The organism is Nostoc edaphicum CCNP1411 (assembly GCF_014023275.1).
In the GTDB taxonomy this organism is placed as follows: Bacteria; Cyanobacteriota; Cyanobacteriia; order Cyanobacteriales; family Nostocaceae; genus Nostoc; species Nostoc edaphicum_A.
On the sequence record NZ_CP054698.1, the window covers coordinates 4922464 to 4947071 of the forward strand.

The window sequence follows — 24608 nt, forward strand, 5'->3', positions numbered from 1 at the left end:
TTTAAAGAACTTTGTGAGTGTGAGAATGCTGTTTAATGTTGTCTTCTTTGGTGACAACTCTAGCGGCATTTAATACCCGCTTGCGTTCAATGGAATACTTAAATTCAGTGTAGTTTGTACCTAAAGGAATCAGGGATTTTGCAGATTCACGACGCTTGTAAGTACGAGCGGCTGCAAATGCCCGTGGCACAAATTCCTCTCCAAACTGAGCCGACTCTGGGAAGCCATCTGGCAGGAATTGTGAATCGCCATCCAGCAAAGATCCCAAAGTTGTTGCATGAGCCAGCTTATAGGAGGTAGGAATGCCCTTTAACAGCGCTTCCAAAGCCGCAGAGGGAATTGGTTCTATAACTTCGATTTGATAAACTTCTCCATCTTCTTTGACGAAGCAGGTTGCCAAGCCGATAACAATGTAATCATCGGTTGCTAAATCTGGGGCATTGGGATAAGAAATTGCAGTTGTCATCGGAAAATTTCTCAAAAATTAAATGCAGAGAGTGGGGATTGGGGATTAGGGATTAGGGATTGAGAAGAAACAAGGGAGAGGGGGAGTGAATTCTCCACAGTTCCCAGTCCCTAGTCCCCAGTCCCGTGTCCCGTGTCCTATTTCTCATCTCTAACGAACGGCTTGTAGGCATTCTACCAATTTGTCGCTCTCACTACTTGACTAGTCTTTGAGATTGACATCTGCCATTTCTGGAATTCACCTTCGGGATCAAGTATCCATGATTAGGGTTGAGGAGCGATCGCTTCTTTAGGGCATAGATTTCTACTGGTGTGAGTAGTTAAAATTCAGTCTTGGGATGGCTTTCAAGTAACCATAAATACCTTAACAATATAGACACCGCGGTAAAACCACTACCGGAAAAAACTAGAATTTTATTTCACAAAGCAGGGATTTCAGGCAGGGAAAGATGAATATTAACTCATTTTTAGCTGACGATGACCAGCAAAGCAAGCAATATAAATATGTTTTAAATACTACAAGTAAATTCCAAGAGCAGGGGGAAAACGATCGCAGCGAATCGACTTTAGGGGATGGCTACTTCCGGTCTTGTGCTTTGAGGTTGGCTCAACAAGGAGATTATAGTGAGGCGATCGCACTTTTAACCCAACTAATTTTCCGCCATCCCCACAATGCCATTGATTACAACAACCGGGGACTAATTTATTTTCAAAGTGGCGAAATGCAAAAAGCACTTTGCGACTATAATACAGCCCTCAAACTTAATCCTGATTTGGCTAGTGCTTATAATAATCGGGCAAATTACTACGCGGCTTGTGGAGAATTAGCAGTAGCACTTGCCGACTACGATCAAGCCATTGATTTGAATCCTCGCCATGTCCGGGCGTGGATTAATCGAGGCATTACCTGGCGTGATTTGGGGCAATATGAGGAGGCAATTGAGAATTTTGAGGTAGTACTGCTTTTTGGTCAACTAGAAGGTCATATTTGGGCTGAACGCGGCAGGACTTACCATCTTTGGGGCGACTGGAATTGTGCGATCGCTGATTATCGTCGCGCCCTCACTCAACTGCCCTCTCTCGACAAAAGTAAGGATATTACTGGTTGTCGCTTGCGTTTACAACTCGAAAATTGGCTAAACGAGCTGCTATCTGAATCAGCGTCCTAGTTGGTAGATTAGTCCTTCTGGGGGATTCAAAATTCAAAATAATTGATTAAATTTTGAATTAGAGTTTAGTGACGCTGTATCGCTAATGACTAATAGATGATAACTACATAGCTATTCAAAAATTAGCTATTAACCATTATTTATTAGCAATAATATAAATTAACACCCGGTTTATACGTAGCCTAAATTACCAGAAACCGAAATAATCCCAAATTCGCTATTTGTCTTAGGGTAATGACTCTGTTTGTTCATTTTCTCGGCGATCCGGATTCATCAAGACCACGCGACGCTGACTGGGATCAAATCGATACCCTTGTTGTTGTCTAATACTTTTAGCTTGCTGAGGATCGAAGTTGCGGCTAAATTCCGCCTGTAAACCATTGACGTGCCCTTCCATTAACTTGACTTCAGTACCAATTTCTCGCAACTTTCCTTGCTGTGACCAATGATAAGGCAGAAGTTGTGCTAGAGCAGATGCCGCAACGGCTGTAATCACAAGATTAACTGCTATCTTGGCTGTACTTTCCAGTGCCATCATCTGGTAAGAACGTTGACGAAGATGCCGCTTTGGTCGAGGGATGACCCGGCGTTTTTGTATAGGTTGTGACGGTACTCTGGACGGTTGAATCGCGTTCATGATGCTAAAAGATAACCTCGCTTAGTGAAGGGAAGCACTATCAAGAGTGCTGAGTTTCGAGTGCTGAGTTCTGAGTGGGGAATCTTACTCAGCACTGGCTCAACGCCCCGCTACCGCTAACAGCACTCAGTACTTGGAACTGAATTAGCACTCAGCACTCCTGAATGCTTGATTTAGCTGTCATATTACTTCATTTTTTTGAAATAGCTACAAGTGTTGCACTAGTTAAAAAATAACCTGGCTTACGTAAGTGCAAGGTTTCTAGCTACTTATGGTATAAAACCACAAGGTGTAGAAATTGCACCCCGTACTGCCAGGATTATTAGCTTTTCAACTGTGTCACATCGGAACGTTATTTGTAAAGTTCTGTGGCTAATCGCCAAGCTAGAACTCCTGGGATCAGCGCCACAACTAGAGCGATGTAGACTTGAGTATCTGAGATGGAAGATATCTGAGCGATGTACAGAGTATCTAAGATAGGCATGGCTGAAAACCTCCTAACCAGAATAGATTTTGAACAGTTCGTTTACTACTTTTCCTTGTTTTGCCAAAATTGTGGAATATCTTGTAACAAGATGCAACAAAAGCAGTTATTAATCAGTAGTCATTAGTTATTCGACCTGAGAAAAATTTATAAAAATATGAATTTGTATTTGGGTATCGACTTCGGCACCTCTGGCGCACGCGGCATAGTAATTGACGAGGAAGCTTCTTCTATCCAGGCTGAGGTGCGATATCCCTTCCAGGACTCAGGAGACGCTGTTACGCCAAGTTTTTGGCAGGAGGCTTTGTTTGCGCTGGTGGAACTAATACCTGAAGAATTGCGGCGGGAAATTAAAGCGATCGCAATTAACGGTACTTCTTCCACCGTCTTGCTGGTTGATGCTGCTGGCAATCCTGTAGATGCACCACTGCTGTATAACGATGCACGGGGATCACTGGTAATAGAGGATTTGAGAAGCATAGCACCCCCCAATCATACCGTATTGAGTGCCACCTCCAGCCTAGCCAAACTAATGTGGATGAGGCAATTACCTACTTTTAGTGAAGCTAGATATTTTCTACATCAAGCAGATTGGCTGGCGTTTCTCCTACATGGGTATTTAGGTATTAGTGATTACCACAATGCTTTAAAGCTGGGTTATGACGTGGAAGAGTTGAAATACCCAGAATGGCTAGAATTGCTGCAAATACCGATTCAGTTACCCAAAGTTTTACCTCCTGGGACTCCGATTGCAGAATTACACCCAGAAATTGCAGATAAGTTCGGTTTACGCAATGATTGTTTGGTATGTGCTGGGACAACTGATAGTATTGCCGCTTTTCTCGCCAGTGGGGCAAAATTACCAGGTGAAGCCGTAACTTCCCTTGGTTCAACGTTGGTATTAAAGTTGTTAAATCGTACCCGTGTAGAAGATGTTAGATATGGAATTTATAGCCATCGTTTGGGTAATCTGTGGCTGACTGGTGGTGCTTCTAATACAGGAGGTGCAGTACTTAAGCAATTTTTCACAAGCGCTGAGTTAGCCAGCCTTAGTTGTGAGATTGATCCATCAAAAGCTAGTGAGTTAGATTATTATCCGTTATTGAAAGCAGGCGATCGCTTTCCCATAAATGATCCCAATCTACCCCCACGATTGGAACCACGCCCAGATCATCCAGTGGAATTTTTGCATGGCTTGTTAGAAAGTATTACCCGCATAGAAGCGCGAGGATATGAATTATTACAGCAAATGGGTGCAGATAAGGTGAGCCGTGTTTATACTGCTGGCGGTGGCGCGGCGAATCATATCTGGACTGCAATTAGGGCGCGTAATTTGCAGGTTCCTGTAGTAGCGTCAGTTTATACAGAAGCAGCCTACGGGACGGCGCTGTTGGCGATGCGGGGGGTGAAAAAAGGACATGGGGACGGGTGTGTAGTGGGAAAATGCTCAAAAATTCTAGGAATTACGAACTGTACAAATGACTTATAAGGAAAATGCTGAAAACCTTGTGGCGTCTCTCCTTGGGAGAAGCTACGCGAACAGTCCAGAAATGAAAGCTTTTTTAGAGGCTTAAGCCTCCAGTGATGTTTTGTTTTAGCCAGGAATTTTGAGTTAGTTGAGTAATAGTTATCCTTACCCTCTTTTCGCAGATATCTTCTAAATCCGTATGTATCCCAGTGACAATCGGCATATCTCGGCCGATACTCAAATTATTAGATACCGGACTATAGGATTCCAGGTTGATCATCTGGGCAGCTATTCGGGGATGGGTGCTTCGCCACAAGCGAATGTCATCTATCCCCTTTACTAATTGGTGTGAGTTTTAAAGTAATACCATTGCGAAGCTAAGTAAGTGGGCGTAAATAATTAAAGGTTTGTAGTGGGGACTTTAGTCCTCTCTTAAGGGCTAAAGCCCTTACTACGAGCTAATTAAATTGAATTTTACATTACTTAATATAGTTTGATTTATTCTTGCCCACTTATTTAATGGGTGTATTAAGGCGATCGCAATCATGGCAGAAAAACGCCAAATTGTAGGTTGAAAGTAACCGGATGTTGCGGCGCTACAGTGTAGAAGCTAATGACAGCAAGCGTAACACGGAGACAAAAAAGTGCAAATCACTAAGCGCAATGTTGAGTTAAGAGTAGATGGTAGCTTAATGCGTGTTTATGTTGCGGCTCCGAAAGCAGCAGGAAAATACCCTGGTATTGTCTTCTACAGTGATATTTATCAGTTAGGTGATCCAATGATTCGTCTAGCTAACTACTTAGCAGGATACGGCTATGTAGTAGCAGCGCCAGAAATTTTTCACCGAATTGAGCCAGTTGGTTCAGTAATTGAGCCAGACGATTTGGGACGGATGCGGGGTAATGACGATGCGCGTCGAACGTCGGTAGCTGAATATGATGCCGATTGCCTTGCTGTGATTGAATTTCTGAAAACAGAGAGTGCGGTTTCTCCAAATAAAATAGGCACTCTCGGCTTTTGCATTGGTGGACATTTAGCTTTCCGCGCAGCATTTCAAAGCGAAATTCGGGCTTCTGTCTGCTGTTACCCTACTGGTATTCCCAGTGGTAAACTTGGTAAGGAGGTAGCCGATACAATCCAGCGGGTAAGTGAAATCCAAGGCGAGATGCTCATGGTGTTCGGTACTCTTGATCCTCATATACCAGAGAGCGATCGCCAAACCATAATAAAAACAATTGAGAGTGCTAATATACCTCATCAAGTTGTTTCGTATGAAGCAGAACATACATTCATGCGCGACGACGGTTATCGTTATGATTCTAGTGCTACCACCGTTGCTTGGTCTGAAATAATAACTTTCTTGGGGCGCATATTTGCAAACTGAAAACTCCTATTATTGCTTTCTTCGCGTCAATTTTGAGTTGTTTGCAATGCCAACAAAGCAGCACCGTAAGCAGGCTCGTACCTCGGAAGAATCACATTTACTTTAGGAAACTTGTTAACAAGAGACGCTGTAAATCTCTCATACATCTTGCATCTACTGCGCCACACGCTCCCTGTTGTGACTACTTCTAAAACTGAGTCAGCACTAAAAATTGCATCAATTACTGTAGATGTAGCTTTCACTAATTCTTTGACAGCATCATCAATTATCATATTCGCTAAGACATCACCTGAAGCTGCGGCAAAATCTACAATTGGTGCTAAAGCTGCGATCTGTTGAACTCCCCATTCTCGCCGATATATTACTTCTATTAAATCTTCTATACTTTCAAAATCAAGATGCTGTTTGAAACTCTCTACCAAGTTCGTTGACATCTCCCGTCCATCATAAGATTTTAATGCTGCATTCATACCAGACACAGCAATTTTATAAGCGCTACCTTCATCTCCTAAAATGTACCCCCAGCCGCCAACTCGCTTGGTATATCCCTGATGATTTCGCCCGAAAATTATCGAACCAGTACCGACTGCAACCACAATTCCTACAGGCTGACCAATTCCACCAATTAAAGCAATAAAAGCATCGTTACAAATTACAATATTAGCTGGCTGTAACGCCCAAGTTATAGGCAGATATTTGTTATTCTGCAACTCTTGGACTAGACCTTTTACTACTTCGATATCTGCGGTACGACCTACACCTGCTAAACCCAAACATACCGCTTCAACATTCACAGTATTTGCAATTATTTCTGCCTCAACCGCGTTGTGAATTGCAGATTGCATAGATTGTAGAGTGGCTTCAATACCTATACTTTGATAGTTAGACGGGCCAGCTTCACCACGACCTAGAATTTGATGCAAATCATCCATCAAAATACAAACAGTCTTGCTACCGCCGCCATCTATTCCCAAAACATAACTCATGATCTGTAATTATGTTAATTATTCTGACGCTTGGGTTCTTCTTTTAAAGGGATGAAAAAGAGAGCAATCATCCCAGGAATAGTCAGCAAACAAACCAAAATAAAAAATAATGGGTAGCCAAATGCTTTTTGTAGATAACCGCTAATTAAACCTGGTAACATCATTCCTAAAGCCATAATGCCAGTGGAAATAGCAAAATGAGAAGTTTTATATTCGCCTTGGCAAATATACATTAAATAAACACTAAAAGCGGTAAATCCAAAACCATATCCAAATTGCTCTAAGGAAACCAAGGGATACACTAATGTTAGTGAAGGTTTACTGTAAGCCATATACACATAAAATATATCAGGTAAGTTCAAAGCTAAAGCCATAGGAAACAGACACTTTTTTAATCCATATTTGGAAATTAGTAAACCTCCTAATATCCCTCCGCAAATCAGGGAAATTACCCCAAAGGTTCCATAGACTAATCCGACATCTGATGTAGATAGCCCTAAGCCTCCTACTTCTGGCTTGTCTAATAAAAATAAAGAAGCTATCTTGACAAGCATTGCTTCGCCAAGTCTGTAAAGCAAGATAAATGCTAAAATATTTATAATTTTATCCTGAGCAAAATATGAACTAATAATTGACCAAAAAGGGATATTTTCTCTAGTTTTTATTTGCCGTTGTTCATCTGATTCAGGTAAGGGTAAAATTAAGCGATGCGAAATAAACAGGATTGCTAAAATTAAAGCTGAGAAACCAATAGCTATAGTCCAGCTTAAAGGAATGTTGTTGAGAGATACTTCAAGCTGACCTGCTAAAACTACTAATATTCCAGATCCAAAAATAACAGCCATTCTATAAAATAGTGAGCGGATGCCAACAAAAAAGGCTTGTTGTTCTGGAGATAAAGCCAGCAGGTAGAAGCCATCTGTGGCAATATCATAAGTTGCAGAAATAAATGCTCCTACTGTTAATGTTGCGAGGGAAATGAAAAAGAAATTTGGTAGTTGTAAGGAGAAAGCTATCAAACCTAAACAACCAAACATGGCAAATTGGGTATAAAGTATCCCAGAAGTGTTGAACGGTAAGAAAAATCCGATAAAAATAGCCCAAAATATGGTATTTTTGGGCGAAGGCTTAAACTATATTAGTTTGATTGTGATTATAAATTCATTTCCCAAAATTGTCAAAGATATCTTGAAAAGCCTGCCAAAAAATGATTATCCAGTATTGAATAGTCGTCTATTCTTTGAGTGCTGGCTATCCTATGCTCTGGATAATAGCTTAACAAGTATGCGAGATTTATTTAAGAGATTAAACAATACAGGATTTGAGGTAGATATTTCTACTTTTTCTAAAGCAAATTTACATCGAAGCCAAAAACAATTTCAAGGAATTTACCAAAAATTAAATGAATTAGTATAGAAGAAAATTCACAAAAAATTACACGATAAATATGCTATTTGTCCTATTGATTCAACAATTATTACCCTGACAAGTAAATTGTTATGGGTTTTGGGTCATCATCAAGTCAAACTTTTTAGTTCTTTGAATTTAGCTACAGGTAGCCCAGAAGATAACTTTATCAATTTTGGACATGATCATGATTATAAATTTGGTTCCAAGATGATGTCTAGTCTCCCAACTAATGCTGTAGGGGTAATGGATAGAGGCTTTGCGGGATTAAAATTCATTCAAGAATTGGTACAAGAAAACAAATATTTTGTTTTGCGGATTAAAAACAATTTCGTTACTAGAATTTGAGGATGCAACTGGATTAGTCAAAGTAGGTGCATCTGATGAGGCTATTGCCTATAGAGTCATTAATTTTTGTGATTTAGAAACGAAAACTGAGTTCCGCTTAGTGACTAATTTACCAAAGTCGGGAGATGCAGCTGTTAATGATGATGAAATTAGGGATATTTATCGATTACGTTGGGGAGTTGAACTCTTGTGGAAGTTTTTAAAGATGCACTTAAAACTTGACAAATTAATTACCAAAAACGTCAACGGTATCACCATACAAATTTACGTTAGTTTAATAGCTTATCTGATTTTACAGCTTTTATCTATTCCCGCACAATGGGGACATACACTATTAGATAAATTCCGCTATTTGCAATCTTGTATGTGTCAGAAAATCAGCTATGTTCATTGGTTTGAGGAGATGATGTTATGTTGACTAATTTAGCCTTTTTAGAGTTAGTGTAACTATTTATGTAAAGTTTTGTATCAGCATTCAACATTTCTGAAAGTATCCATTGACGTTTGGTAGAGTAAATATCGACAATTGGGCCCCAAAACATTTTGATTACCCAGGGCAGATAGAGAAAACTTGTCCACAAGGCAATTTGCGTATTATCTATTCCCAGTTTTTTGTAAAAGATTACAGAAACTGTGTTGATGATGACGTAAGGGATGCCGGAGGCGAAATATAAGGTGGGGATGAAAGTCCAAGGAGAGGTTGTTTGATTTTTCATGGATTTGGTTCCAAACTCTGGCTTTTTGCCATCAGTAAAACCTTGTTGCTATGCGTTCCCACTTTCCATAATGTTCCGGTATGTCTGATTATGGACGCTCTGGTTCTCATATCATGTCCGCTTGATTACTTAATTAAATCTAAAGAACCCCACCCCTTAATCCCCTCTCCGCCGGTCTACGGTGTACACACAAGTCTGAAATAGCTTATTAACCAAGGTTTTACCCCACCCTAACCCTCCCCTTGCAAAGGGGCTACGGTGTATACACAAGTCAAAAAAAAACTTGATTTTTCATTGTTCTCTCGTTTATCTCGTTCCCATGCAGAGCATGGGAATGCTCCTCGTTAAGGCTCTGCCTCCAATCTGGCATTGAGTCAGAGACTCAATGAATGCATTCCCAGTCAGAGACTAGGAACGAGGAAAGTCTTATCAAGCTAGGTTTTTAGGACTTGTGTATACACCGTAGTGCAAAGGGGAGGGAACTAGATTTTCTTGTTTCCCACAATGCATCGGGGAGATTAAGGGGGGTAATTAGACTGTCAAGCAAAGGTAGAAAAATCTAGATTCGGTGGAATATCCTGAATCCGTCCAGGCCCGATCGCTCGTAATGCTTCTTTGAGTAAAATATCCCCAGTATACAAAGCACGTCCGACAATCACACCAGTCACGCCTTGAGGTTCTAACGCCAACAAACTCAACAAATCGGTGACAGAACTTACCCCGCCAGAGGCAATTATCGGGATGGAAATTGCCGCTGCAAGTTCTCGCAAAGCTTCCAAATTCGGGCCTGTGAGTGTACCGTCTCGGTGGATATCTGTGTAAATTATGGCGGCTGCACCCAATTCTTGCATTTGTACAGCTAATTGGGTTGCTAAAACTTCTGAGGTTTCTAACCAACCGCGAGTTGCTACTAGGCCGTTACGGGCATCAATACCGATGATAATTTGTTCAGGAAATTCTTGACAGAGTTCTTGTACTAGCTGGGGTTGTTCTACGGCGATAGTGCCAAGAATTGCCCACTGTATGCCGAGATTGAATACTTGTTGCACGCTGGTGCGATCGCGCAATCCTCCACCAATTTCAATGGGAACTGACACTGCATGAGCGATCGCTTCAATTGCCCTCAAGTTTACTACTTTACCTGCTTTGGCCCCGTCCAAATCAACTATATGCAATCTGGTAGCACCTTCATCTACCCACTGTTTGGCAACATCAGCAGGATTTTCGCTAAAAACTTGCGAGCGATCGTAGTCTCCCTGATACAGTCGCACACAGTGACCTTCTAGTAAATCAATCGCTGGAATTACGTCCATTTAATTTTTCCTCTAAACTCAATGCAATCAAAACGCTAGCTATATAGCGGTTTTCGATAAGCGTGAAGTACAATTTTGACCTCTCTCCTAAAAGGAGAGAGGCTTTGAATTGTTCCCCCTTCCCGCCTTCGGGAAGGGGGTTAGGTCTATTTGCACACCTGTACCTCACCGGATTGAAAATGGCTATAGCTGAATTTACTATTTTTCATTTTTTATTTGTAATTGCCGTACAGCTTGTCCAAAACCCAGCACAAGCAAAATATTTGAAAGCGTCAAAAATACTTCTGCACCACCGTGCAACCAATCTACATTGGCTAAAGACTCGCCATAATGCAATTGGGCGTAAATTCCGGCGGGGATGGTGATGGCAACAAAGACGAGAGTGCCGTAAAATCCATACAGCGCTAAACGCGGCATTTGCGGACTACGGCTGATAAACCACAAGAAACCCAAATAGGGAAACAGTGAAAGTGCAAACAGGGTTTCTTTAGAAATCATTGCTCTGATTTGATAGGTTCTGGTTCAACAGTGTTAGAAGATTTGGTAGAACGCCAAATCAAATACGCCGCTGCCCAAAGCGTAAAATTACCAACTAAGGTCATGGTAGCTTGAAGCGTTACCATCCATTCTAGAGATTCGGCGTTGTCGAAGTAATGCCAGGTACAGGCACACATAGCGCTGACTAAAGCTGGTAACATGGCAAGGGATAATCCCCACCAATTGCGGTTATTAGTCAGTTCGCCGTAAGTCCAGATTAACCAAATGGCGACAATCCACTCAATAACGCTAGAAACATGAATAATCCAGGTGGGAATCGATAAGACGTGCATAAGAAAGTTAGGAGTTAGGAGTTGGGAGAGACGCGATTAATCGCGTACAGGAGTTAGAGGTTGTTTGAAAAGTGTTTCGCTGTGACTTTAGGCACTTTTAGATCCCCCCTAACCCCCCTTAAAAAGGGGGGAACCGGAATCAAAGTCCCCCTTTTTAAGGGGGATTTAGGGGGATCTAAAATTTTTGATATCGGTTAAGAGGACTTTTTAAACATCCTCTTAGGAATCCTTTTTATCTTCCTTTGTTACGAAGTTTGAAAATAAAAATTGTGAATTACTCTACTATTTATCTGTAACAAGTACAGATGTTTTGTATAAAAAAGTTGTTAATCTAAAATCCAAAATGGTCAAGATGCGGGCGTTATTGTCTGGGTATTACGGTAAAGGTAATGGTGGTGACGAAGCTTTATTGGCAACGCTTTTGCAAATGTTACCATCTCACGTAACGCCTGTGGTGCTTTCTGGTAATCCAGAGGAAACCCGCGATCGCTACAATGTAGAAACCTGCGATCGCATGGCTCCTTTAGCTGTACTGCAAGCTTTACGCTCAAGTGATGCCTTGATTTGGGGCGGTGGCAGTCTTATTCAAGATGTTACCAGTACCATCAGCCCATTTTATTATGGGGGACTGATGGCATTGGCGCAGAAAATGGGTTTGAAAACTGTTGCTTGGGCGCAGGGTATTGGCCCGTTACTGCGTCCGCAAACTCGTTGGTTGGCACGGCAAACCTTTGGTAATTGTACCAAAATCAGTGTCCGCGATCGCGCCAGTGCGGCTTTATTATCTGATTGGCAGATTCCTTGTATCATAGCTCCTGACCCGGTTTGGGCGTTGGAATCTAAACCAGTTCCAGGACTTTGGGATTTACCAGCGCCGAGAGTTGCGGTAACGTTGCGATCGCATCCCCAACTTACAGAAACACGTTTAGCAAACTTAACTCGTGCTTTGGTTGACTTTCAAAAAGCTACGCAGGCTTTTATTTTATTACTGCCATTTCAAAAAAGTGAAGATTTAAGTATTGCCGAAGCTATTCAACCACATCTTAAAGATGTCAGCAAGATTTTATGTCTGGAAGATCCACAACTTTTAAAAGGTGTGTTTCGCGGTGTCGAAATGGCAATTGGGATGCGTTTGCACAGCTTAATTATGGCTGCATCTGTTGGTTGTCGCTGTTTTGCTCTTAGTTATGACCCCAAGGTAAATCGTCTTATGGAAGACTTGGAAATGCCTGGGTGGGATTTGGCGAGTTTACCCGATGACCCCAATTTAATTAGTCTGACTTGGATGGAGCACTATGCTAACGGTGATCCGTTATCACCAGAGCAAATAAAATCTTTAGTAGATAGGGCATTAATACACCGCGAGTTATTGAGCCAAGCTTTTTTATGAGAAGGAGTCAGAAGACAGAATGGGCTACGCCCCGCTGCGCTAACAGAATTCAGAATACCCCATGCCTGAAGTCAGGGGTAACAATCGGAAAGAATTTAATATCACGCGCGTTTAAAATCGGGTGCTTTAAACCTCGATTCTCCATCCAGTCGGACAGAATCCATTCTGGATTCTGGCTCCTGAATTCTTCTTTGGTAATAATTAACTTAAAAAGGGGGGTTAGGAGGGATCTAAAAGTGCTTATAGTTATAGCGAAACACTTTTCAAACAACCTCTAACCTACCGAGCCAGCCTTCCCTATCTCTCCTAAAAGGAGCTACGGTGTATTCTCTTATAGTTGGAAGGGAGTAATTGTCAAAATTTTGTAAATTGATTATGAAAATACTTAAGTATCCTTTCTTACGAAAAACTTCAGGGATATTATGTAGAAGATACATACATAATTGTTGCTAATGATCAGCTTTGGCTTTTGGAACCTACTTATAATAACTGTTGTTGCTTTAGTTCTCAAAAATAATTGGCGATTAGATGATGAAAAAGTAGCCTGGAAAAATTCTTTATTTTTAAAATCCCCTGTAATCCAACGGTTGATGCAATTTTTTCGTCAACCAATTGTTAGCTTTCTGATCCAAGCAGGTGTTGTCTTAGTCGTTACAAGATTCCTTTGTTATACAGGTTGGCTAGTTTATTTACTAAATCAACCAGATCCACCCTTATGGGATTTTAAGTGGTTTTATGTAGCGAGTAAATTAGCTCATCAGCATTTGAGTCCCTTTAATGCCGAGATTTTTAATCGAAGTTTCTGTATCCTAACTAATGCGTGTGGCTTTATTCCACCCTTTGTCTATCCACCTAATATTATTCCTCTTATTTGGTTTGTCGGTTATTTTTCGAGTAGTACTGCATTTAGTATCTGGATTGGAATGCATGTATTAGCAATCGGTTTGGCCTTATGGGGAGCTAATATCCTGCTGGAGTCTAAGTCGCTAGCTTTCAGAACTATTTGTACAATCTCGGTTGCATTGATTTATGGTTTAGTTCGCGATCTTCAAGTTGGTAATATTGCCATATTCGTTGCAGTTTTGATCTTATGGATGTTTATCTGGGCTAAAAAAAATCAGGATATTCCAGCAGGAATTTGCTTAGGTATTGCTGTTTGTAAACCAACATTAGCTGCATTATTCATTCTGTATTTTCTACTTAAAAGACGGTTCTCTTTAGTTTTTGTATCTGTTGTCACAGGAACTGCTCTAGTATTTTTAGGTCTAGCCTTGACGGGCAATTCTTTGACACAATTCCTACCAGATGCATCTCGTGGATTTTCACTCTGGCTAAATGATCCATCGAATAGTCCCTATCTTTCGATTAGTCGCATCGATTTGAAGGTGGTGGGCCCAAGATTATTTCCCAATAATCCATTCTTTGCCAAGCTATTTTCAGACTTAATTGTTCTGATACTTGTTGGTTTAGTGGGTTGGTATTGGTATTTGCAACAATCTCTCACAGCCTGGGCAAAGGAAATATACTTAGCAGAATTGGTACTAGTTTCTTGCTTGAGTATTGCCATTAACTATTCACAGCAAACTGGTTCTGTGATGTTAATACCGGCTGTGGTTTTTTTGCTAAATGATTTGCTGTATCAAATTAGGCATTGTAAATTTTCTAGAACAAGAATGTCTGTTTGGTTAGCAGGAGTTTGCTGTCTAGCAGTGCAAACAGCGGTAATTCATGGCTGGCTTATCGGCTCTCTAGCAAAGCACTGGAAGGTGAAAGCAGGGGAATTGCCATACATTATAAAAGTAACTATTTTCGCCCTACCGAGTTATGCCATTTTAGCAATCACCGTCAGTATTTTAGTCTTAGCAATTAGCTCCCTGCGTCAAAAACCGATTCTGAAATTTCAACCTTTGAATCGGGTGTCAATTTACCGCTAACAATACCTGACCATTGAACTTTTTTCTCTTTCTCTCGGCGGTAAGAAAAGAAATGCTCTGGAGTTTGGAAAGTACAATAAGGTGCGATCGCAATTTGTTCTGCACTAATCCCCAAATTTTCCAGTTGTAAGGTATTCACTCGTCGGACATCCAGCCGTACCTTGCCAGGATTGGGGTCTTCTTGCAAAGGTGAATTTGGTAACTCATATAATACAGTGATAATTTTTTCTTCGCTTTCGTGTGGTATAATGCTAGCCCCGATTTCCGCAGCCACTTCAATCGAGACTTGGTAAACCTCACCAGCGATCGCGGGGCCCATCGCAATGCGTAAATCATCGAGTTTACTGCCTTGAGATTGTAGTCGAGCGATCGCTTGGGGGACAATCTTCTTGGCAGTTCCCCGCCAGCCTGCGTGTAATGCTGCCACTCGTCCAGTTTTCACATCCCCAATCAGCACGGGTGTACAATCTGCACTAGCAACCCAAACAGCTTGTAGAGGCTGCTCACTCATTAAACCATCCGCCGACGCTAAATCCTCCTCAGCAGAGCTTAAGAAGCTTTCAACTTCTTGGGGGGTGAGAACAGTATTGCCATGAACCTGCTTTAAGCGATAGACTGATGCCTCTGGTTGCAATACTTCTGTGATAACTTGTGGCGATCGCGGCCAAAACTGCTGTGTAAAGAAGCCGTGATGCCAATGTTCCAGAATACTACAAGTTAGATAAGGCAGTCCTTCCCAATTGCGCCAGTGCCAAGTGTGCATCTTCAACCAAACCTAAACAGAAATCACTCATCAGCCAATCAATGCTAACTTGAACAACGGAATTTGGGTTAACTGCTGTGGGATTTAATCTGCAAAACTTGGAAGCAGCCTTGCAAGCAGGGCGTCAGTATACATATTTACCATTTTCCCTTCACTTTTTTGAAAGCGTCTCCTCAACTAACCAAACCCTCTGGGACTTACTCAACCAAGGGGCTATTTCAGGAACAGTAGTAATTGCAACTCAGCAATCCGCTGGGCGGGGACAATGGGGACGCCAGTGGATTTCTCCGGTTGGTGGATTATATGTTTCCGTGGGGATTTCTTTTGACCACAAAATAGAAGCTACTGACAGCTACCAGCTAACTTTCGCTAGTGCTTGGGGAATTGCGTCTCAATTGCGCCAATCCGGTATAGATGTTGGGATAAAATGGCCCAATGATTTAGTTTTAAATGGTCGCAAACTAGGCGGCATTTTGACAGAAACCAAAGTAAACAAAGGACAAATCACCCAAGCAGTAATTGGTGTTGGCATTAACTGGACAAACCCAGTACCAAAAACTGGAATTAATCTAGAATCGTGGCAAACATCCCAAGATTTCAGACCAATTTCTTGTCTGGAAATGCTAACCTCTATCGTCTTGCGGGGAATAGAATCCGGTATGGAGTGCCTTTGTCAAGAAGGAGTAAGCATACTCTTGTCTCGCTATTTAGACTTGCTTACAAATATGGGCGATCGGGTGTATGTCAATAATCTTTCAGGTACAGTAGTTGGGGTAACTTCTCAAGGAAATTTACGAGTTGATTTAGAAACAGATGATACAAAGGAACTAATTACACCGGAAATTTATATTGAACCCGGTACAATCAGTTTGGGGTACCATAAATCTTCCGTTTAAATTTGAGGTTTGTTCAAAATTTCGCTCTTTGGGCAAGACAAACCACTAGCATCATCTCTTTAGGCTAATTACACACAACTGAGAGAACAAATGACGCAGCGCAATAATTCTGCCCCTCATCGTTTGCATTACTTATGGCAGCAAGGTTTAACGAAAAAACGTTTTGCCTCAACCCTACCAGCCCAGAGCCTCTGTTGGCTGAGTAGCGTTAGCCTCCTGGGCGGCGGCTTTGTGTTTGCCCAAACGGAAACACAAATAGACAACATCGTTCCCACTGTTGAAAGTTCCCAGCCAACAGCATTTACAAATCCAGTTAAAAAGCAGACTGTTGCGCCCCAAGCCGCGCCAGCACAACCGGAATTTTCCCAACGGCGAGCCAGACTCAAACAAAGATTACGCCAGCCAGAGGTTGCTCAATCAAAAGAGCCAGTTAGGCAGTCTACACCCAAAATTGAAGCTGCTGAACCTGTTGTGATTATCAGACAGTCAAAGCCCAAGGTAGAAGCCTCCCAGGTTACTCCTACAAGGGTGAGACAGGAAAAACCCAATACTCCTGCCCGCTCTTTACCTGAAAAACTCCCAGAAGTTGCTCAACCATCAAATAACTCGAACAATACTGTTAGGGCAACGGCGGGGAAAACCAAGGATTATAATAACGCCTATATTGATCCTAATAGTTATGACAGTGGTGCAACAGGTACTTATCAAGCACCAAATTCTGTAATTCTCACAGAACGTTCCAGTGGTTGTCGAGCCATTTTGCCTTCAGGGCAAAGCGTATTAGGCAGCGTTTGCGCCAAAGTACCCCAAAGGAGTGTAGCTGATTCTAATGGTAAAATAGCACCTAATTGGCTCAAAAGAAGTCAAAATGCCCAATTAGCAAACGTTCCACCTGGGCGGCAAGTTGCAACTACTGGCAATACCAGCAGATGGCGTGCTGCTCAAAGTGGTTCTAGCGGTGTCACCAAGAGCGGATTTCGCCCTAATCGGTTTATCCCCACTCCCGGCGAATTCAGCCCCACAACAGTAAGTGCAACTCCCATCGCACCCAGTGGCGGAACTTTACCACCACCAATGGCAGATGGCAATATTGCACCCCGCCCCAGCAACGTAGCTTACGACTTCTCACTAGCATCAGTATTGCCGCAAATCCCCTATACGGGAAGAGTTGCATATAGTGGTACGGGAATGATGTATCCCTTGTCTATTCCCGCTTCCATCACTTCTGTATTTGGTTGGCGAGTTCATCCAATCACAGGTAATCAACGGTTCCATGCTGGTACAGACTTGGGTGCGCCCACGGGTACACCAGTTTTGGCCGCTGCTGCTGGTCAAGTGGAGACTGCTAACTGGTTGGGCGGTTATGGTTTAACCGTTACCCTGAATCATAAATCGGCTCAACAAACCCTCTACGGTCACATGTCAGAAATCTTTGTTCAACCCGGTCAGTGGGTAGAGCCTGGAACTGTCATCGGTCGAGTTGGCAGCACAGGCAACTCCACAGGCCCTCACCTGCACTTTGAAGTCCGTCATCTGTCACCAAATGGGTGGGTTGCTGTTGACCCAGGCGTGCAGTTACAAAGTGGCCTCAGTCAGTTAGTACTAGGCTTACAAACTACTCAGGTAAGCCAGAAACCAGGTAGCTAGAAGAAGCAGGGGGGCAGAGGGAGCAGGGGAAGCAGGGGAAGAATAACTAATGCTCCATTCCCCATTCCCCATGCCCAATGCCCCGTGCCCAATTACAAATACCCGTGTTCTGCTAAGAATGCGGGTGTAATGCTATCTATACTAGTTTCATCAGTAGCTATGGTGTTTGGGTTGCCAGAATAAAGGAATTTTTCCACGTATTTGCCGAGAATATCCCCTTCTAGATTCACCAAACTCCCCGGAACCAAGTAGCGAAGATTTGTCTCGGCGTATGTGAGGGGAATTACAGCCACTTTGAATTGGGATAGTTCTGGGTCATAAGCTGCTACTGTGAGGCTGATGCCATTGACGGCAATGCTACCTTTGGAGACAATGTAACGTGCGATCGCATCAGATGCAATAAAGCTCATTTCCCAAGAACTAGCCGTTTGTTCTGCCACTAGCAATCGACCGATGCCATCTACATGACCCATCACAAAATGGCCGCCAACTTTGCCGCCTACCCTTAGCGACGCTTCCAAATTGACATATCTCTGTTGCGTTTGCTCGCCTCCCAAAGTCGTGCGGCGGAGAGTTTCTGGTGAAGCGGTGGCGATAAACCCGTCTTTTAAAACTTTTTCTACTGTCAAGCAAACACCATCTACTGCAACGCTGTCACCATAAGCCAAATCTTGCATAATTACTTCACCCGAATGGCTGACGCAAGTAATTTGCCAAGAATCGCCCCCTAAGGGTTCCATCTTTCCTAATGCTTGGATTAATCCTGTAAACACGGCTTTTTTGTCAAACTATCTCTATTTATTGCCTAAATTTGGCTGAAATCAATTGGTAATTGTCACATAAATCTCGAACATCCAAGTATATTTTCTGACTTTTTTTCGTATAGGGATATTAACACATTAGCATCCTTCACAAGGCATACTTGGGTAAGAAGGTTATTGTCTAAGAAGACCAATTTGACTTACTCTGGTTTTCACCACAAGTTCGGAGTTTAATAGAAGCAATTATAGAGAACGAATGCTTATGTTTATTACTGTCGCCAAACCGCCCAAAAAGGGGTACTATTTGTTACACAGCATCCAAGGTTCTCAAAGCATTGTAGAGGCCTAGCCAATGATTGAAATGAAAGTCGCTGGCATAGCATTAGATGCCATAACCCGCAGCCCGATCGTCCTTTTGAAAGATTCTTCAGATCGGCGGGCTTTGCCAATTTACATCGGTCAGGAACAGGCTAGGGCAATTATGGGTGCACTGGAGAATCAGAAGCCTCCCAGACCCTTAACCCACGATCTGATTGTGAATATTCTAGAGACTTGGAACATGACTCTAGAAAAGGTAATTATTCATTCCCTGCAAAAGGATACATTTTATGCAGCTTTAATTGTCCAGCAAGGCGAAGTCAAAAAGGAAATTGACGCGCGTCCTAGCGATGCGATCGCCATTGCCCTCCGTACAAATACTCCCATTTGGGTAATGGAAGAAGTAATTGCCGATGCTTCTATCCCTGTTGACCGTGATGCCGATGAAGCTGAACAGCAAGCCTTCCGTGAATTTATTTCCAATCTCCGTCCTGAAGATTTGATTAAGCGCTTTGGTAATGGCGACAGCTAGGAAAGTGCTGAGTGCTGAGTTCTGAGTGCTGAGAAAGAATAGAGAATCTAGAGAATAAAATAATTTCTTTATTCTTTCTCTGTTCATTTCATTTTTGTAGAGACACTATTAATCGTATTTCTACTCCGCACTCACTACTCAGGAATCAATTTATGCAATACCGACGCTTTGGGAAAACGAATCTGCGCCTCTCGGTTTTTTCTCTGGGAACAATGCGCTACTTGGCTGATTTTGAAAATGCTCACCAGACGATCGAACAAGCCTTAGCGCTAGGAATTAATCATTTAGAAACCGCCAGAGGTTACGGCAAAAGTGAGGAGTATCTTGGTAGGGCGCTAAAAGCTGGGTTGTCAGTACCCCGGACGAAGCTTCACATCACTACCAAAATTTCAGCCACAGCAGATGTTGACACCATGCGTCGGTGCATCGACGAATCTCTAGAACGATTACAGCTAGATTATTTAGATTGCTTAGGCGTTCATGGCTTGAATACTTGGCAACATTTGGAGTGGGTACAAGCCAAAAATGGCTGTATGCAAGCTGTGGAAGAAGCTGTTGCTGATGGTCGAGTGCGACACGTTGGTTTTTCTACCCACGGACCACTAGAGGTAATTCAGGCAGCAATCAATACAGATTTATTTGAATTTGTCAATCTGCATTATTACTATTTTTTTCAACGGCACGCAGCAGCGATTCAACTAGCTGCCGAAAAGGATATGGGCATTTTCATTATTTCCCCTGCTGACAAGGGAGGACGCCTGTACACGCCACCCCAAATCTTAAAAGACCTGTGTCAGCCGTATTCACCCCTAGAATTGAATTATCGATTTTTACTTGCTGATCACCGTATTACTACTTTGAGTATAGGGCCAGCAAACCCAGAAGAATTAAGGGAACCTTTGCAAGTTGCTGACCATGATGGAGAGTTAACATCGGCAGAAATTTCTGCTTTTTGGCGTTTAGAAAATCACCAAAAACTTGCTTTGGAAACTGATAATTGTAGCCAGTGTTATGCTTGTTTGCCCTGTCCAGAAAATATCAATATTCCAGAGATATTGCGATTACGAAATCTCGCAGTGGCATACGACATGAAAGATTACGGGCAATATCGTTACGGAATGTTTGAAAATGCCGGTCATTGGTTCCCTGGAATGAAAGGCAACCGCTGTACAGAATGCGGTGACTGTTTGCCTCGGTGTCCAGAAAAGTTAGATATTCCAGCCTTATTGTCAGATACTCACCAACAATTAAGTGGGAAAGCAGGTAGGAGATTGTGGGGTTGACACTCTCCGGTCTAAAGACTTACTGTGTAAACACGAGTCGTAAAACCTCATCCACATTGGCTTGAATCTGGTAGGGTGCGTTATGGACTTATATGTATAACGACGTATAACGCCCCCGTTCACCCGCCGCAAGCAACCTCTCGGACTCAACAAAGAGACTCTGTACGGTCGGTGTACAACGGGATTGTTAGACCGTACCTCAGCGATCGCTGCCAACTAACGCTCCTGTCTTCATTTTATCCAACTTGTTTGGGACGAACTTCAAATTCAGAACGCGCACGGAAGAAACGAACATCAAACTCAAAGAAGAAATTAGCTTGCCCCAAGATTAAAGGCACATTAGGTGTTTGTGTCCAAGCAAATGCAAGATTAATGGTGGGGAATGAACTGACTTGAGCATCAACAACGACTGCACGAGCTTCAAATCGAGCCAAGTTCCCAGCCAATAGAACTGAGAGAGTTTCATCCTCCCAAATTAAGCCCAGTTGTAAACCCAACTCATAGGGCAAAACATTAACGCTTGCACCTGTATCCAATAAACCTTCAGTGTTTAGAGATTGACCATCAAGACTGAGCATCAAAGGTAGGTATGGCATTTAATCAACCATGCCAAGGCTGCTATCAATGATTTTGTAGGGAAATTTTTGAGTGTCAACCATTCTTCTCTTGCTGCTTTGTCGCCAGAAGATTCATCAAGACATTAGCAGCCTCAGAACAATTGTACGGCGACCAGACTGGATACTCCCGGTTCGCAACAAAGAAGTTTGCATCTTCTTCTTTGACCAGTTCTGTGGCAAGGAACTGCATTAGCCGAAGCTTGTCAATTTTTGAAAGTTCCTGGATTTGTGACATGAGTTCAGCTAATGGCATTTGAGAATCTCCTCGTTTGAGGGCTGGTGAAAGGAAGCGATCGCCCTCTCATTTTAGCCTTGCGATCGCATCCACGGTTGCAGCTTAAAGTGCAATCTGGCTTCTGATTAGTACTGCCAGAAAGTAATAATGCTGGGTTTCCTGTTGTCAACCCAGCCTACGGCATAACACACCATACAAAACTAGTTTTTAGGTTTCAACTTCGGGGTTTTCAGCCAACATTCTGATAAAAATGTAAAATTTATAAAGATTAAATAGAGTCAGGAAGATCAAGCCAAAGCTGGGGTATCTCGCCAAAAAAAGATGAAAATTAAAAAAAAAGAAATATCCTACGTCAATCATTGACGGTTTTCCGCTACAGTGGACGGGCTGTCAGCTTAGTATGGACTACTAGCCGATCGCTTACTATTTTTTTGGCGAGTTTAACAATAGTTGCTGGTCTTTTACCGGCGGCGATATCTTACATAAGCAAGTTAATCGTTGATGCAGTGGTATTTGCATCTCAAGTTAACTCAGACAGCAATGATTTTGTCAATATTTATCCCTCACTATTTTATGTAGGATTAGAAGCGATCGCTGTAATTTTACTAGCAGGCAGTCAACGGGGAATCATCATTTGTCAGTCGTTATTGCGGGCGCTAATGGGTCAACGGGTGAATGTACTCATCTTAGAAAAGGCGCTAACACTGGATTTGAGGCAGTTTGAAGACTCAGAATTTTATGACAAATTGACCAATGCCCGACGAGAAGCATCGGTTCGTCCCCTTTCTTTAGTAAACCGCACCTTTGGGTTAGTACAAAATGCCCTTTCCCTGATTACCTACGGGATTTTGCTAGTAAATTTCTCAGTTTGGGCGGTGGTGGTACTGGTTTTGGCAGCTATGCCTGTATTTATTGCCGAAACGAAATTTGCCGGAGAAGCCTTTCGTTTGTTTAGTTGGCGTGCAGCAGAAACCCGCCAACAGCATTACTTAGAAAATCTCATAGCAAGAGAAGATTTTGTCACAGAAGTTAAACTCTACCACTTGGGAGAGATGTTGCTAGGACGTTACCGCAGCCTATTTGAACAACTCTATGGCGAAGACCGTGATTTAACTCTGCGGCGAGGATTGTGGGGATATCTCTTGAGTTTAGTTAGTACTGGTGCTTTTTACCTAGCTTATGCTTGGATTGTGCTGGAAACAGTGCTAGGTAGGATTTCCTTGGGAGATATGACCATGTATCTCACTGTGTTTCGCCAAGGACAGTCTACTTTCTCCAATGCCCTCACTTCTATTGGAGGGATGTATGAAGACAACCTATATCTATCAAATCTCTATGATTTTCTCGAAGAAGAAGTACCAAAATCTTGGGGTAAGGCAACCATTGGTTTAAATCCTCAAGATGGTATCCGTTTTGAGAACGTATCATTTACTTATCCAGGAAGTTCCAAGCCAGCGTTGACAAACATTTCGCTGCACTTAAAACCCAGAGAGAAACTGGCAATTGTGGGTGAAAACGGTTCCGGTAAGACTACCTTAATCAAACTACTTACCCGACTATACACGCCGGACTCTGGGCGAATTTTCTTAGATGGCTTGGACTTGCAGGAATGGGATGTGGATGTGTTGCGGCGTCGCATTGGAGTGATTTTTCAGAACTTTGTTCGCTATCAATTTACTGTGGGTGAGAATATTGGCGTGGGCGATGTAGAACATCTCGAAAACAAAACCCGTTGGCAAACTGCTGCTGAAAAAGGCATGTCCCAATCTTTTATCGACCAATTACCCCAAAGCTTCCAGACTCAACTTGGTCGTTGGTTTAAGGGAGGACAGGAACTTTCTGGGGGACAGTGGCAGAAAATTGCCTTGTCTCGTGCATTTATGCGATCGCAAGCAGATATCTTGGTGTTAGATGAACCAACATCAGCAATAGATGCCCAAGCTGAGTTTGAGATTTTCAATCATTTTCGCGCTATTACTCAAAATCAGATGGTACTTTTGATTTCCCATCGCTTCTCAACGGTACGGATGGCTGACAAAATCGTGGTTATAGAAAACGGGGAAGTTATAGAACAGGGAACTCACGAAGAGTTGTTACAGCTAGGAGGACGTTATGCCAAGTTGTTTCTGTTGCAAGCAGCCGGTTATCAATAGGATGTGAGCTATTGTGTGGATTTAGATAGCGATGCCTAGGTTGGGCTGCGTCTACGCTCACTGTGTAGAAAGCACATAACATCTCTATCTAACCACGTTAAACTGTTCAGTAAACATGGGTCACTAGACACTCCGTATTGTTAAACATTGCTACCTGATAAATTATGCAAATAACAAAACAGCGATACTATACCCCAGAGGAATATTTAGAGCTAGAAGAAGCTGCTGAATACAAAAGTGAATACATTGACGGGCAAATAATTCCTATGGCGGGTGGAACAATAAATCACAATCGAATCTCGTTGAATCTCAGTGCTGCCTTAAATTTTGCGTTTCGCCAGCAAGATTACGAAGTTTTCATGGGTGATGTTCGTCTGTGGATACCCCAAAAGCTTACCTATACCTATCCAGATGTGATGATTCTGGCAGGTGAACCAGAGTTTTTTAACAACCGGAAGGATGTAATTCTGAATCCACAGATTATTGTTGAGGTTTTATCAAAATCAACAAAAGGGTACGATCGCGAAGATAAATTTCAGGCTTATCGAACTATTTCTACGTTTCAAGAATACCTATTAATTGACCAAACTCGGATTCATGTAGAGCAATTTTCCAAAATTGGGAAAAAGCAATGGACGCTTCGTGAATATGATGAAGAAGATGAAGCGATCGCACTTGTAACCGTACCATTTGAGATTTCCCTACAGGATTTATATAACAAGGTGAAATTTGAGCCTGTTGAGTCGGAAGCGGACAGTACTGATGTTGAAGGATTGGGGTAAGATGCGATCATGCGATCACTTGATTTGATTAGAGTAATGGAAAATGTGGTTATTACTTAAATTAGTTTAATAACACAGAATAAATTTTA

General features: G+C 42.3%; 23 protein-coding genes and 3 pseudogenes. 12 read left to right on the forward strand and 14 right to left on the reverse strand.

Going from position 1 to position 24608, the window contains the following annotated elements; translation table 11 throughout:
- Position 1: 1 nt before the first annotated feature.
- Positions 2 to 466, reverse strand: coding sequence for a hypothetical protein (locus tag HUN01_RS23460; RefSeq protein ID WP_181928204.1), 465 nt, complete (start codon positions 464 to 466; stop codon positions 2 to 4).
- Positions 467 to 914: 448 nt separating this feature from the next.
- Between HUN01_RS23460 and HUN01_RS23465 the strand changes: the two genes are divergently transcribed.
- Positions 915 to 1634, forward strand: a complete 720-nt coding sequence (locus HUN01_RS23465) for a tetratricopeptide repeat protein (RefSeq protein WP_181928205.1) — start codon at positions 915 to 917, stop codon at positions 1632 to 1634.
- A gap of 226 nt (positions 1635 to 1860) precedes the next feature.
- On the opposite strand, the gene HUN01_RS23470 is transcribed toward HUN01_RS23465, so the two are convergent.
- Both HUN01_RS23470 and psaM read right to left on the reverse strand, forming a co-directional pair.
- Positions 1861 to 2271: a slr1601 family putative cell division protein gene (locus HUN01_RS23470; protein WP_181928206.1), complete on the reverse strand. Its 411-nt coding sequence runs from the start codon at positions 2269 to 2271 to the stop codon at positions 1861 to 1863.
- A 352-nt stretch (positions 2272 to 2623) separates the two neighbouring features.
- The gene (psaM, locus tag HUN01_RS23475; protein ID WP_040630342.1) at positions 2624 to 2713 is read right to left on the reverse strand and encodes a photosystem I reaction center subunit XII; all 90 of its coding nucleotides are present in this window, start codon (positions 2711 to 2713) and stop codon (positions 2624 to 2626) included.
- A gap of 199 nt (positions 2714 to 2912) precedes the next feature.
- Between psaM and HUN01_RS23480 the strand changes: the two genes are divergently transcribed.
- Positions 2913 to 4244: an FGGY-family carbohydrate kinase gene (locus tag HUN01_RS23480; RefSeq protein WP_181928207.1), complete on the forward strand. Its 1332-nt coding sequence runs from the start codon at positions 2913 to 2915 to the stop codon at positions 4242 to 4244.
- A gap of 73 nt (positions 4245 to 4317) precedes the next feature.
- Here the strand turns inward: HUN01_RS23480 and HUN01_RS35605 are convergent, their stop codons facing one another.
- The gene (locus HUN01_RS35605) at positions 4318 to 4503 is read right to left on the reverse strand and encodes a hypothetical protein (RefSeq protein ID WP_238845559.1); all 186 of its coding nucleotides are present in this window, start codon (positions 4501 to 4503) and stop codon (positions 4318 to 4320) included.
- Between the two features lie 364 nt (positions 4504 to 4867).
- Here HUN01_RS35605 and HUN01_RS23490 point away from each other — a divergent pair, with 364 nt between their 5' ends.
- Positions 4868 to 5608, forward strand: coding sequence for a dienelactone hydrolase family protein (locus HUN01_RS23490; protein ID WP_181928208.1), 741 nt, complete (start codon positions 4868 to 4870; stop codon positions 5606 to 5608).
- A gap of 26 nt (positions 5609 to 5634) precedes the next feature.
- Here the strand turns inward: HUN01_RS23490 and HUN01_RS23495 are convergent, their stop codons facing one another.
- Together HUN01_RS23495 and HUN01_RS23500 are read right to left on the reverse strand one after the other, a co-directional pair.
- Positions 5635 to 6594: an N-acetylglucosamine kinase gene (locus HUN01_RS23495; RefSeq protein ID WP_181928209.1), complete on the reverse strand. Its 960-nt coding sequence runs from the start codon at positions 6592 to 6594 to the stop codon at positions 5635 to 5637.
- A gap of 14 nt (positions 6595 to 6608) precedes the next feature.
- Positions 6609 to 7652, reverse strand: a pseudogene (locus HUN01_RS23500) (MFS transporter); the annotation flags it as partial.
- A 91-nt stretch (positions 7653 to 7743) separates the two neighbouring features.
- On the opposite strand from HUN01_RS23500, the pseudogene HUN01_RS23505 reads away from it, so the two are divergent.
- Positions 7744 to 8767 (forward strand): annotated as a pseudogene (locus tag HUN01_RS23505) (IS4 family transposase).
- A 70-nt stretch (positions 8768 to 8837) separates the two neighbouring features.
- On the opposite strand, the pseudogene HUN01_RS23510 reads toward HUN01_RS23505, so the two are convergent.
- The 4 genes and pseudogenes from HUN01_RS23510 to HUN01_RS23525 form a co-directional block, all read right to left on the reverse strand.
- Positions 8838 to 9065, reverse strand: a pseudogene (locus tag HUN01_RS23510) (MFS transporter); the annotation flags it as partial.
- Between the two features lie 539 nt (positions 9066 to 9604).
- Positions 9605 to 10378: a 1-(5-phosphoribosyl)-5-[(5-phosphoribosylamino)methylideneamino]imidazole-4-carboxamide isomerase gene (gene hisA, locus HUN01_RS23515; RefSeq protein WP_181928210.1), complete on the reverse strand. Its 774-nt coding sequence runs from the start codon at positions 10376 to 10378 to the stop codon at positions 9605 to 9607.
- A 198-nt stretch (positions 10379 to 10576) separates the two neighbouring features.
- Positions 10577 to 10876 carry a DUF3593 domain-containing protein gene (locus tag HUN01_RS23520; protein WP_069072857.1) on the reverse strand — a complete coding sequence of 100 codons (300 nt, stop codon included), beginning with the start codon at positions 10874 to 10876 and terminating at the stop codon, positions 10577 to 10579.
- Positions 10873 to 11208 (reverse strand): DUF2499 domain-containing protein, encoded by a 336-nt coding sequence (locus HUN01_RS23525; RefSeq protein ID WP_069072856.1) that lies wholly within the window; start codon positions 11206 to 11208, stop codon positions 10873 to 10875. Before HUN01_RS23525 ends, HUN01_RS23520 begins: the two co-directional genes overlap by 4 nt.
- A 343-nt stretch (positions 11209 to 11551) precedes the next feature.
- On the opposite strand from HUN01_RS23525, the gene csaB reads away from it, so the two are divergent.
- Positions 11552 to 12598 carry a polysaccharide pyruvyl transferase CsaB gene (csaB, locus tag HUN01_RS23530; protein WP_181928211.1) on the forward strand — a complete coding sequence of 349 codons (1047 nt, stop codon included), beginning with the start codon at positions 11552 to 11554 and terminating at the stop codon, positions 12596 to 12598.
- A gap of 452 nt (positions 12599 to 13050) precedes the next feature.
- Positions 13051 to 14532, forward strand: coding sequence for a glycosyltransferase family 87 protein (locus tag HUN01_RS23535; protein ID WP_181928212.1), 1482 nt, complete (start codon positions 13051 to 13053; stop codon positions 14530 to 14532).
- On the opposite strand, the gene pgeF is transcribed toward HUN01_RS23535, so the two are convergent.
- Complete coding sequence (gene pgeF, locus HUN01_RS23540) at positions 14465 to 15295, reverse strand: peptidoglycan editing factor PgeF (protein ID WP_181928213.1); 831 nt, start codon at positions 15293 to 15295, stop codon at positions 14465 to 14467. The genes HUN01_RS23535 and pgeF overlap by 68 nt on opposite strands.
- Before the next feature lie 77 nt (positions 15296 to 15372).
- On the opposite strand from pgeF, the gene HUN01_RS23545 reads away from it, so the two are divergent.
- On the forward strand, positions 15373 to 16191 hold the full coding sequence (locus HUN01_RS23545) for a biotin--[acetyl-CoA-carboxylase] ligase (protein ID WP_181928214.1): 819 nt from the start codon (positions 15373 to 15375) through the stop codon (positions 16189 to 16191).
- Positions 16192 to 16281: 90 nt separating this feature from the next.
- On the forward strand, positions 16282 to 17838 hold the full coding sequence (locus tag HUN01_RS23550; protein ID WP_181928215.1) for a M23 family metallopeptidase: 1557 nt from the start codon (positions 16282 to 16284) through the stop codon (positions 17836 to 17838).
- A gap of 92 nt (positions 17839 to 17930) precedes the next feature.
- Here HUN01_RS23550 and HUN01_RS23555 read toward each other — a convergent pair whose 3' ends face one another.
- Positions 17931 to 18611 carry a riboflavin synthase gene (locus HUN01_RS23555; RefSeq protein ID WP_181928216.1) on the reverse strand — a complete coding sequence of 227 codons (681 nt, stop codon included), beginning with the start codon at positions 18609 to 18611 and terminating at the stop codon, positions 17931 to 17933.
- A 340-nt stretch (positions 18612 to 18951) separates the two neighbouring features.
- Here HUN01_RS23555 and HUN01_RS23560 point away from each other — a divergent pair, with 340 nt between their 5' ends.
- Both HUN01_RS23560 and HUN01_RS23565 read left to right on the forward strand, forming a co-directional pair.
- Positions 18952 to 19449, forward strand: a complete 498-nt coding sequence (locus HUN01_RS23560; protein WP_094349146.1) for a bifunctional nuclease family protein — start codon at positions 18952 to 18954, stop codon at positions 19447 to 19449.
- A gap of 152 nt (positions 19450 to 19601) precedes the next feature.
- Positions 19602 to 20732 carry an aldo/keto reductase gene (locus HUN01_RS23565; RefSeq protein ID WP_181928217.1) on the forward strand — a complete coding sequence of 377 codons (1131 nt, stop codon included), beginning with the start codon at positions 19602 to 19604 and terminating at the stop codon, positions 20730 to 20732.
- 236 nt (positions 20733 to 20968) lie between these two features.
- Here HUN01_RS23565 and HUN01_RS23570 read toward each other — a convergent pair whose 3' ends face one another.
- Together HUN01_RS23570 and HUN01_RS23575 are read right to left on the reverse strand one after the other, a co-directional pair.
- Complete coding sequence (locus tag HUN01_RS23570) at positions 20969 to 21328, reverse strand: aspartyl protease family protein (RefSeq protein WP_181928218.1); 360 nt, start codon at positions 21326 to 21328, stop codon at positions 20969 to 20971.
- 55 nt (positions 21329 to 21383) lie between these two features.
- Positions 21384 to 21602, reverse strand: coding sequence for a hypothetical protein (locus HUN01_RS23575; protein WP_181928219.1), 219 nt, complete (start codon positions 21600 to 21602; stop codon positions 21384 to 21386).
- Positions 21603 to 21943: 341 nt separating this feature from the next.
- On the opposite strand from HUN01_RS23575, the gene HUN01_RS23580 reads away from it, so the two are divergent.
- Positions 21944 to 23737, forward strand: coding sequence for an ABC transporter ATP-binding protein (locus tag HUN01_RS23580; RefSeq protein WP_238845561.1), 1794 nt, complete (start codon positions 21944 to 21946; stop codon positions 23735 to 23737).
- Between the two features lie 164 nt (positions 23738 to 23901).
- Positions 23902 to 24519, forward strand: coding sequence for a Uma2 family endonuclease (locus HUN01_RS23585; RefSeq protein ID WP_181928220.1), 618 nt, complete (start codon positions 23902 to 23904; stop codon positions 24517 to 24519).
- The last annotated feature ends 89 nt before the right edge of the window (positions 24520 to 24608 follow it).

Excerpts from the sequence above, each read along its gene's own strand:
- HUN01_RS23460 (WP_181928204.1), bottom strand. The coding sequence starts at position 466 with ATGACAACTGCAATTTCTTATCCCAATGCCCCAGATTTAGCAACCGAT.
- HUN01_RS23465 (WP_181928205.1), top strand. The coding sequence starts at position 915 with ATGAATATTAACTCATTTTTAGCTGACGATGACCAGCAAAGCAAGCAA.
- HUN01_RS23470 (WP_181928206.1), bottom strand. The coding sequence starts at position 2,271 with ATGAACGCGATTCAACCGTCCAGAGTACCGTCACAACCTATACAAAAA.
- HUN01_RS23480 (WP_181928207.1), top strand. The coding sequence starts at position 2,913 with ATGAATTTGTATTTGGGTATCGACTTCGGCACCTCTGGCGCACGCGGC.
- HUN01_RS35605 (WP_238845559.1), bottom strand. The coding sequence starts at position 4,503 with ATGATCAACCTGGAATCCTATAGTCCGGTATCTAATAATTTGAGTATC.
- HUN01_RS23495 (WP_181928209.1), bottom strand. The coding sequence starts at position 6,594 with ATGAGTTATGTTTTGGGAATAGATGGCGGCGGTAGCAAGACTGTTTGT.
- hisA (WP_181928210.1), bottom strand. The coding sequence starts at position 10,378 with ATGGACGTAATTCCAGCGATTGATTTACTAGAAGGTCACTGTGTGCGA.
- HUN01_RS23520 (WP_069072857.1), bottom strand. The coding sequence starts at position 10,876 with ATGATTTCTAAAGAAACCCTGTTTGCACTTTCACTGTTTCCCTATTTG.
- HUN01_RS23525 (WP_069072856.1), bottom strand. The coding sequence starts at position 11,208 with ATGCACGTCTTATCGATTCCCACCTGGATTATTCATGTTTCTAGCGTT.
- csaB (WP_181928211.1), top strand. The coding sequence starts at position 11,552 with ATGGTCAAGATGCGGGCGTTATTGTCTGGGTATTACGGTAAAGGTAAT.
- HUN01_RS23535 (WP_181928212.1), top strand. The coding sequence starts at position 13,051 with ATGATCAGCTTTGGCTTTTGGAACCTACTTATAATAACTGTTGTTGCT.
- pgeF (WP_181928213.1), bottom strand. The coding sequence starts at position 15,295 with ATGCACACTTGGCACTGGCGCAATTGGGAAGGACTGCCTTATCTAACT.
- HUN01_RS23550 (WP_181928215.1), top strand. The coding sequence starts at position 16,282 with ATGACGCAGCGCAATAATTCTGCCCCTCATCGTTTGCATTACTTATGG.
- HUN01_RS23560 (WP_094349146.1), top strand. The coding sequence starts at position 18,952 with ATGATTGAAATGAAAGTCGCTGGCATAGCATTAGATGCCATAACCCGC.
- HUN01_RS23565 (WP_181928217.1), top strand. The coding sequence starts at position 19,602 with ATGCAATACCGACGCTTTGGGAAAACGAATCTGCGCCTCTCGGTTTTT.
- HUN01_RS23570 (WP_181928218.1), bottom strand. The coding sequence starts at position 21,328 with ATGCCATACCTACCTTTGATGCTCAGTCTTGATGGTCAATCTCTAAAC.
- HUN01_RS23575 (WP_181928219.1), bottom strand. The coding sequence starts at position 21,602 with ATGCCATTAGCTGAACTCATGTCACAAATCCAGGAACTTTCAAAAATT.
- HUN01_RS23585 (WP_181928220.1), top strand. The coding sequence starts at position 23,902 with ATGCAAATAACAAAACAGCGATACTATACCCCAGAGGAATATTTAGAG.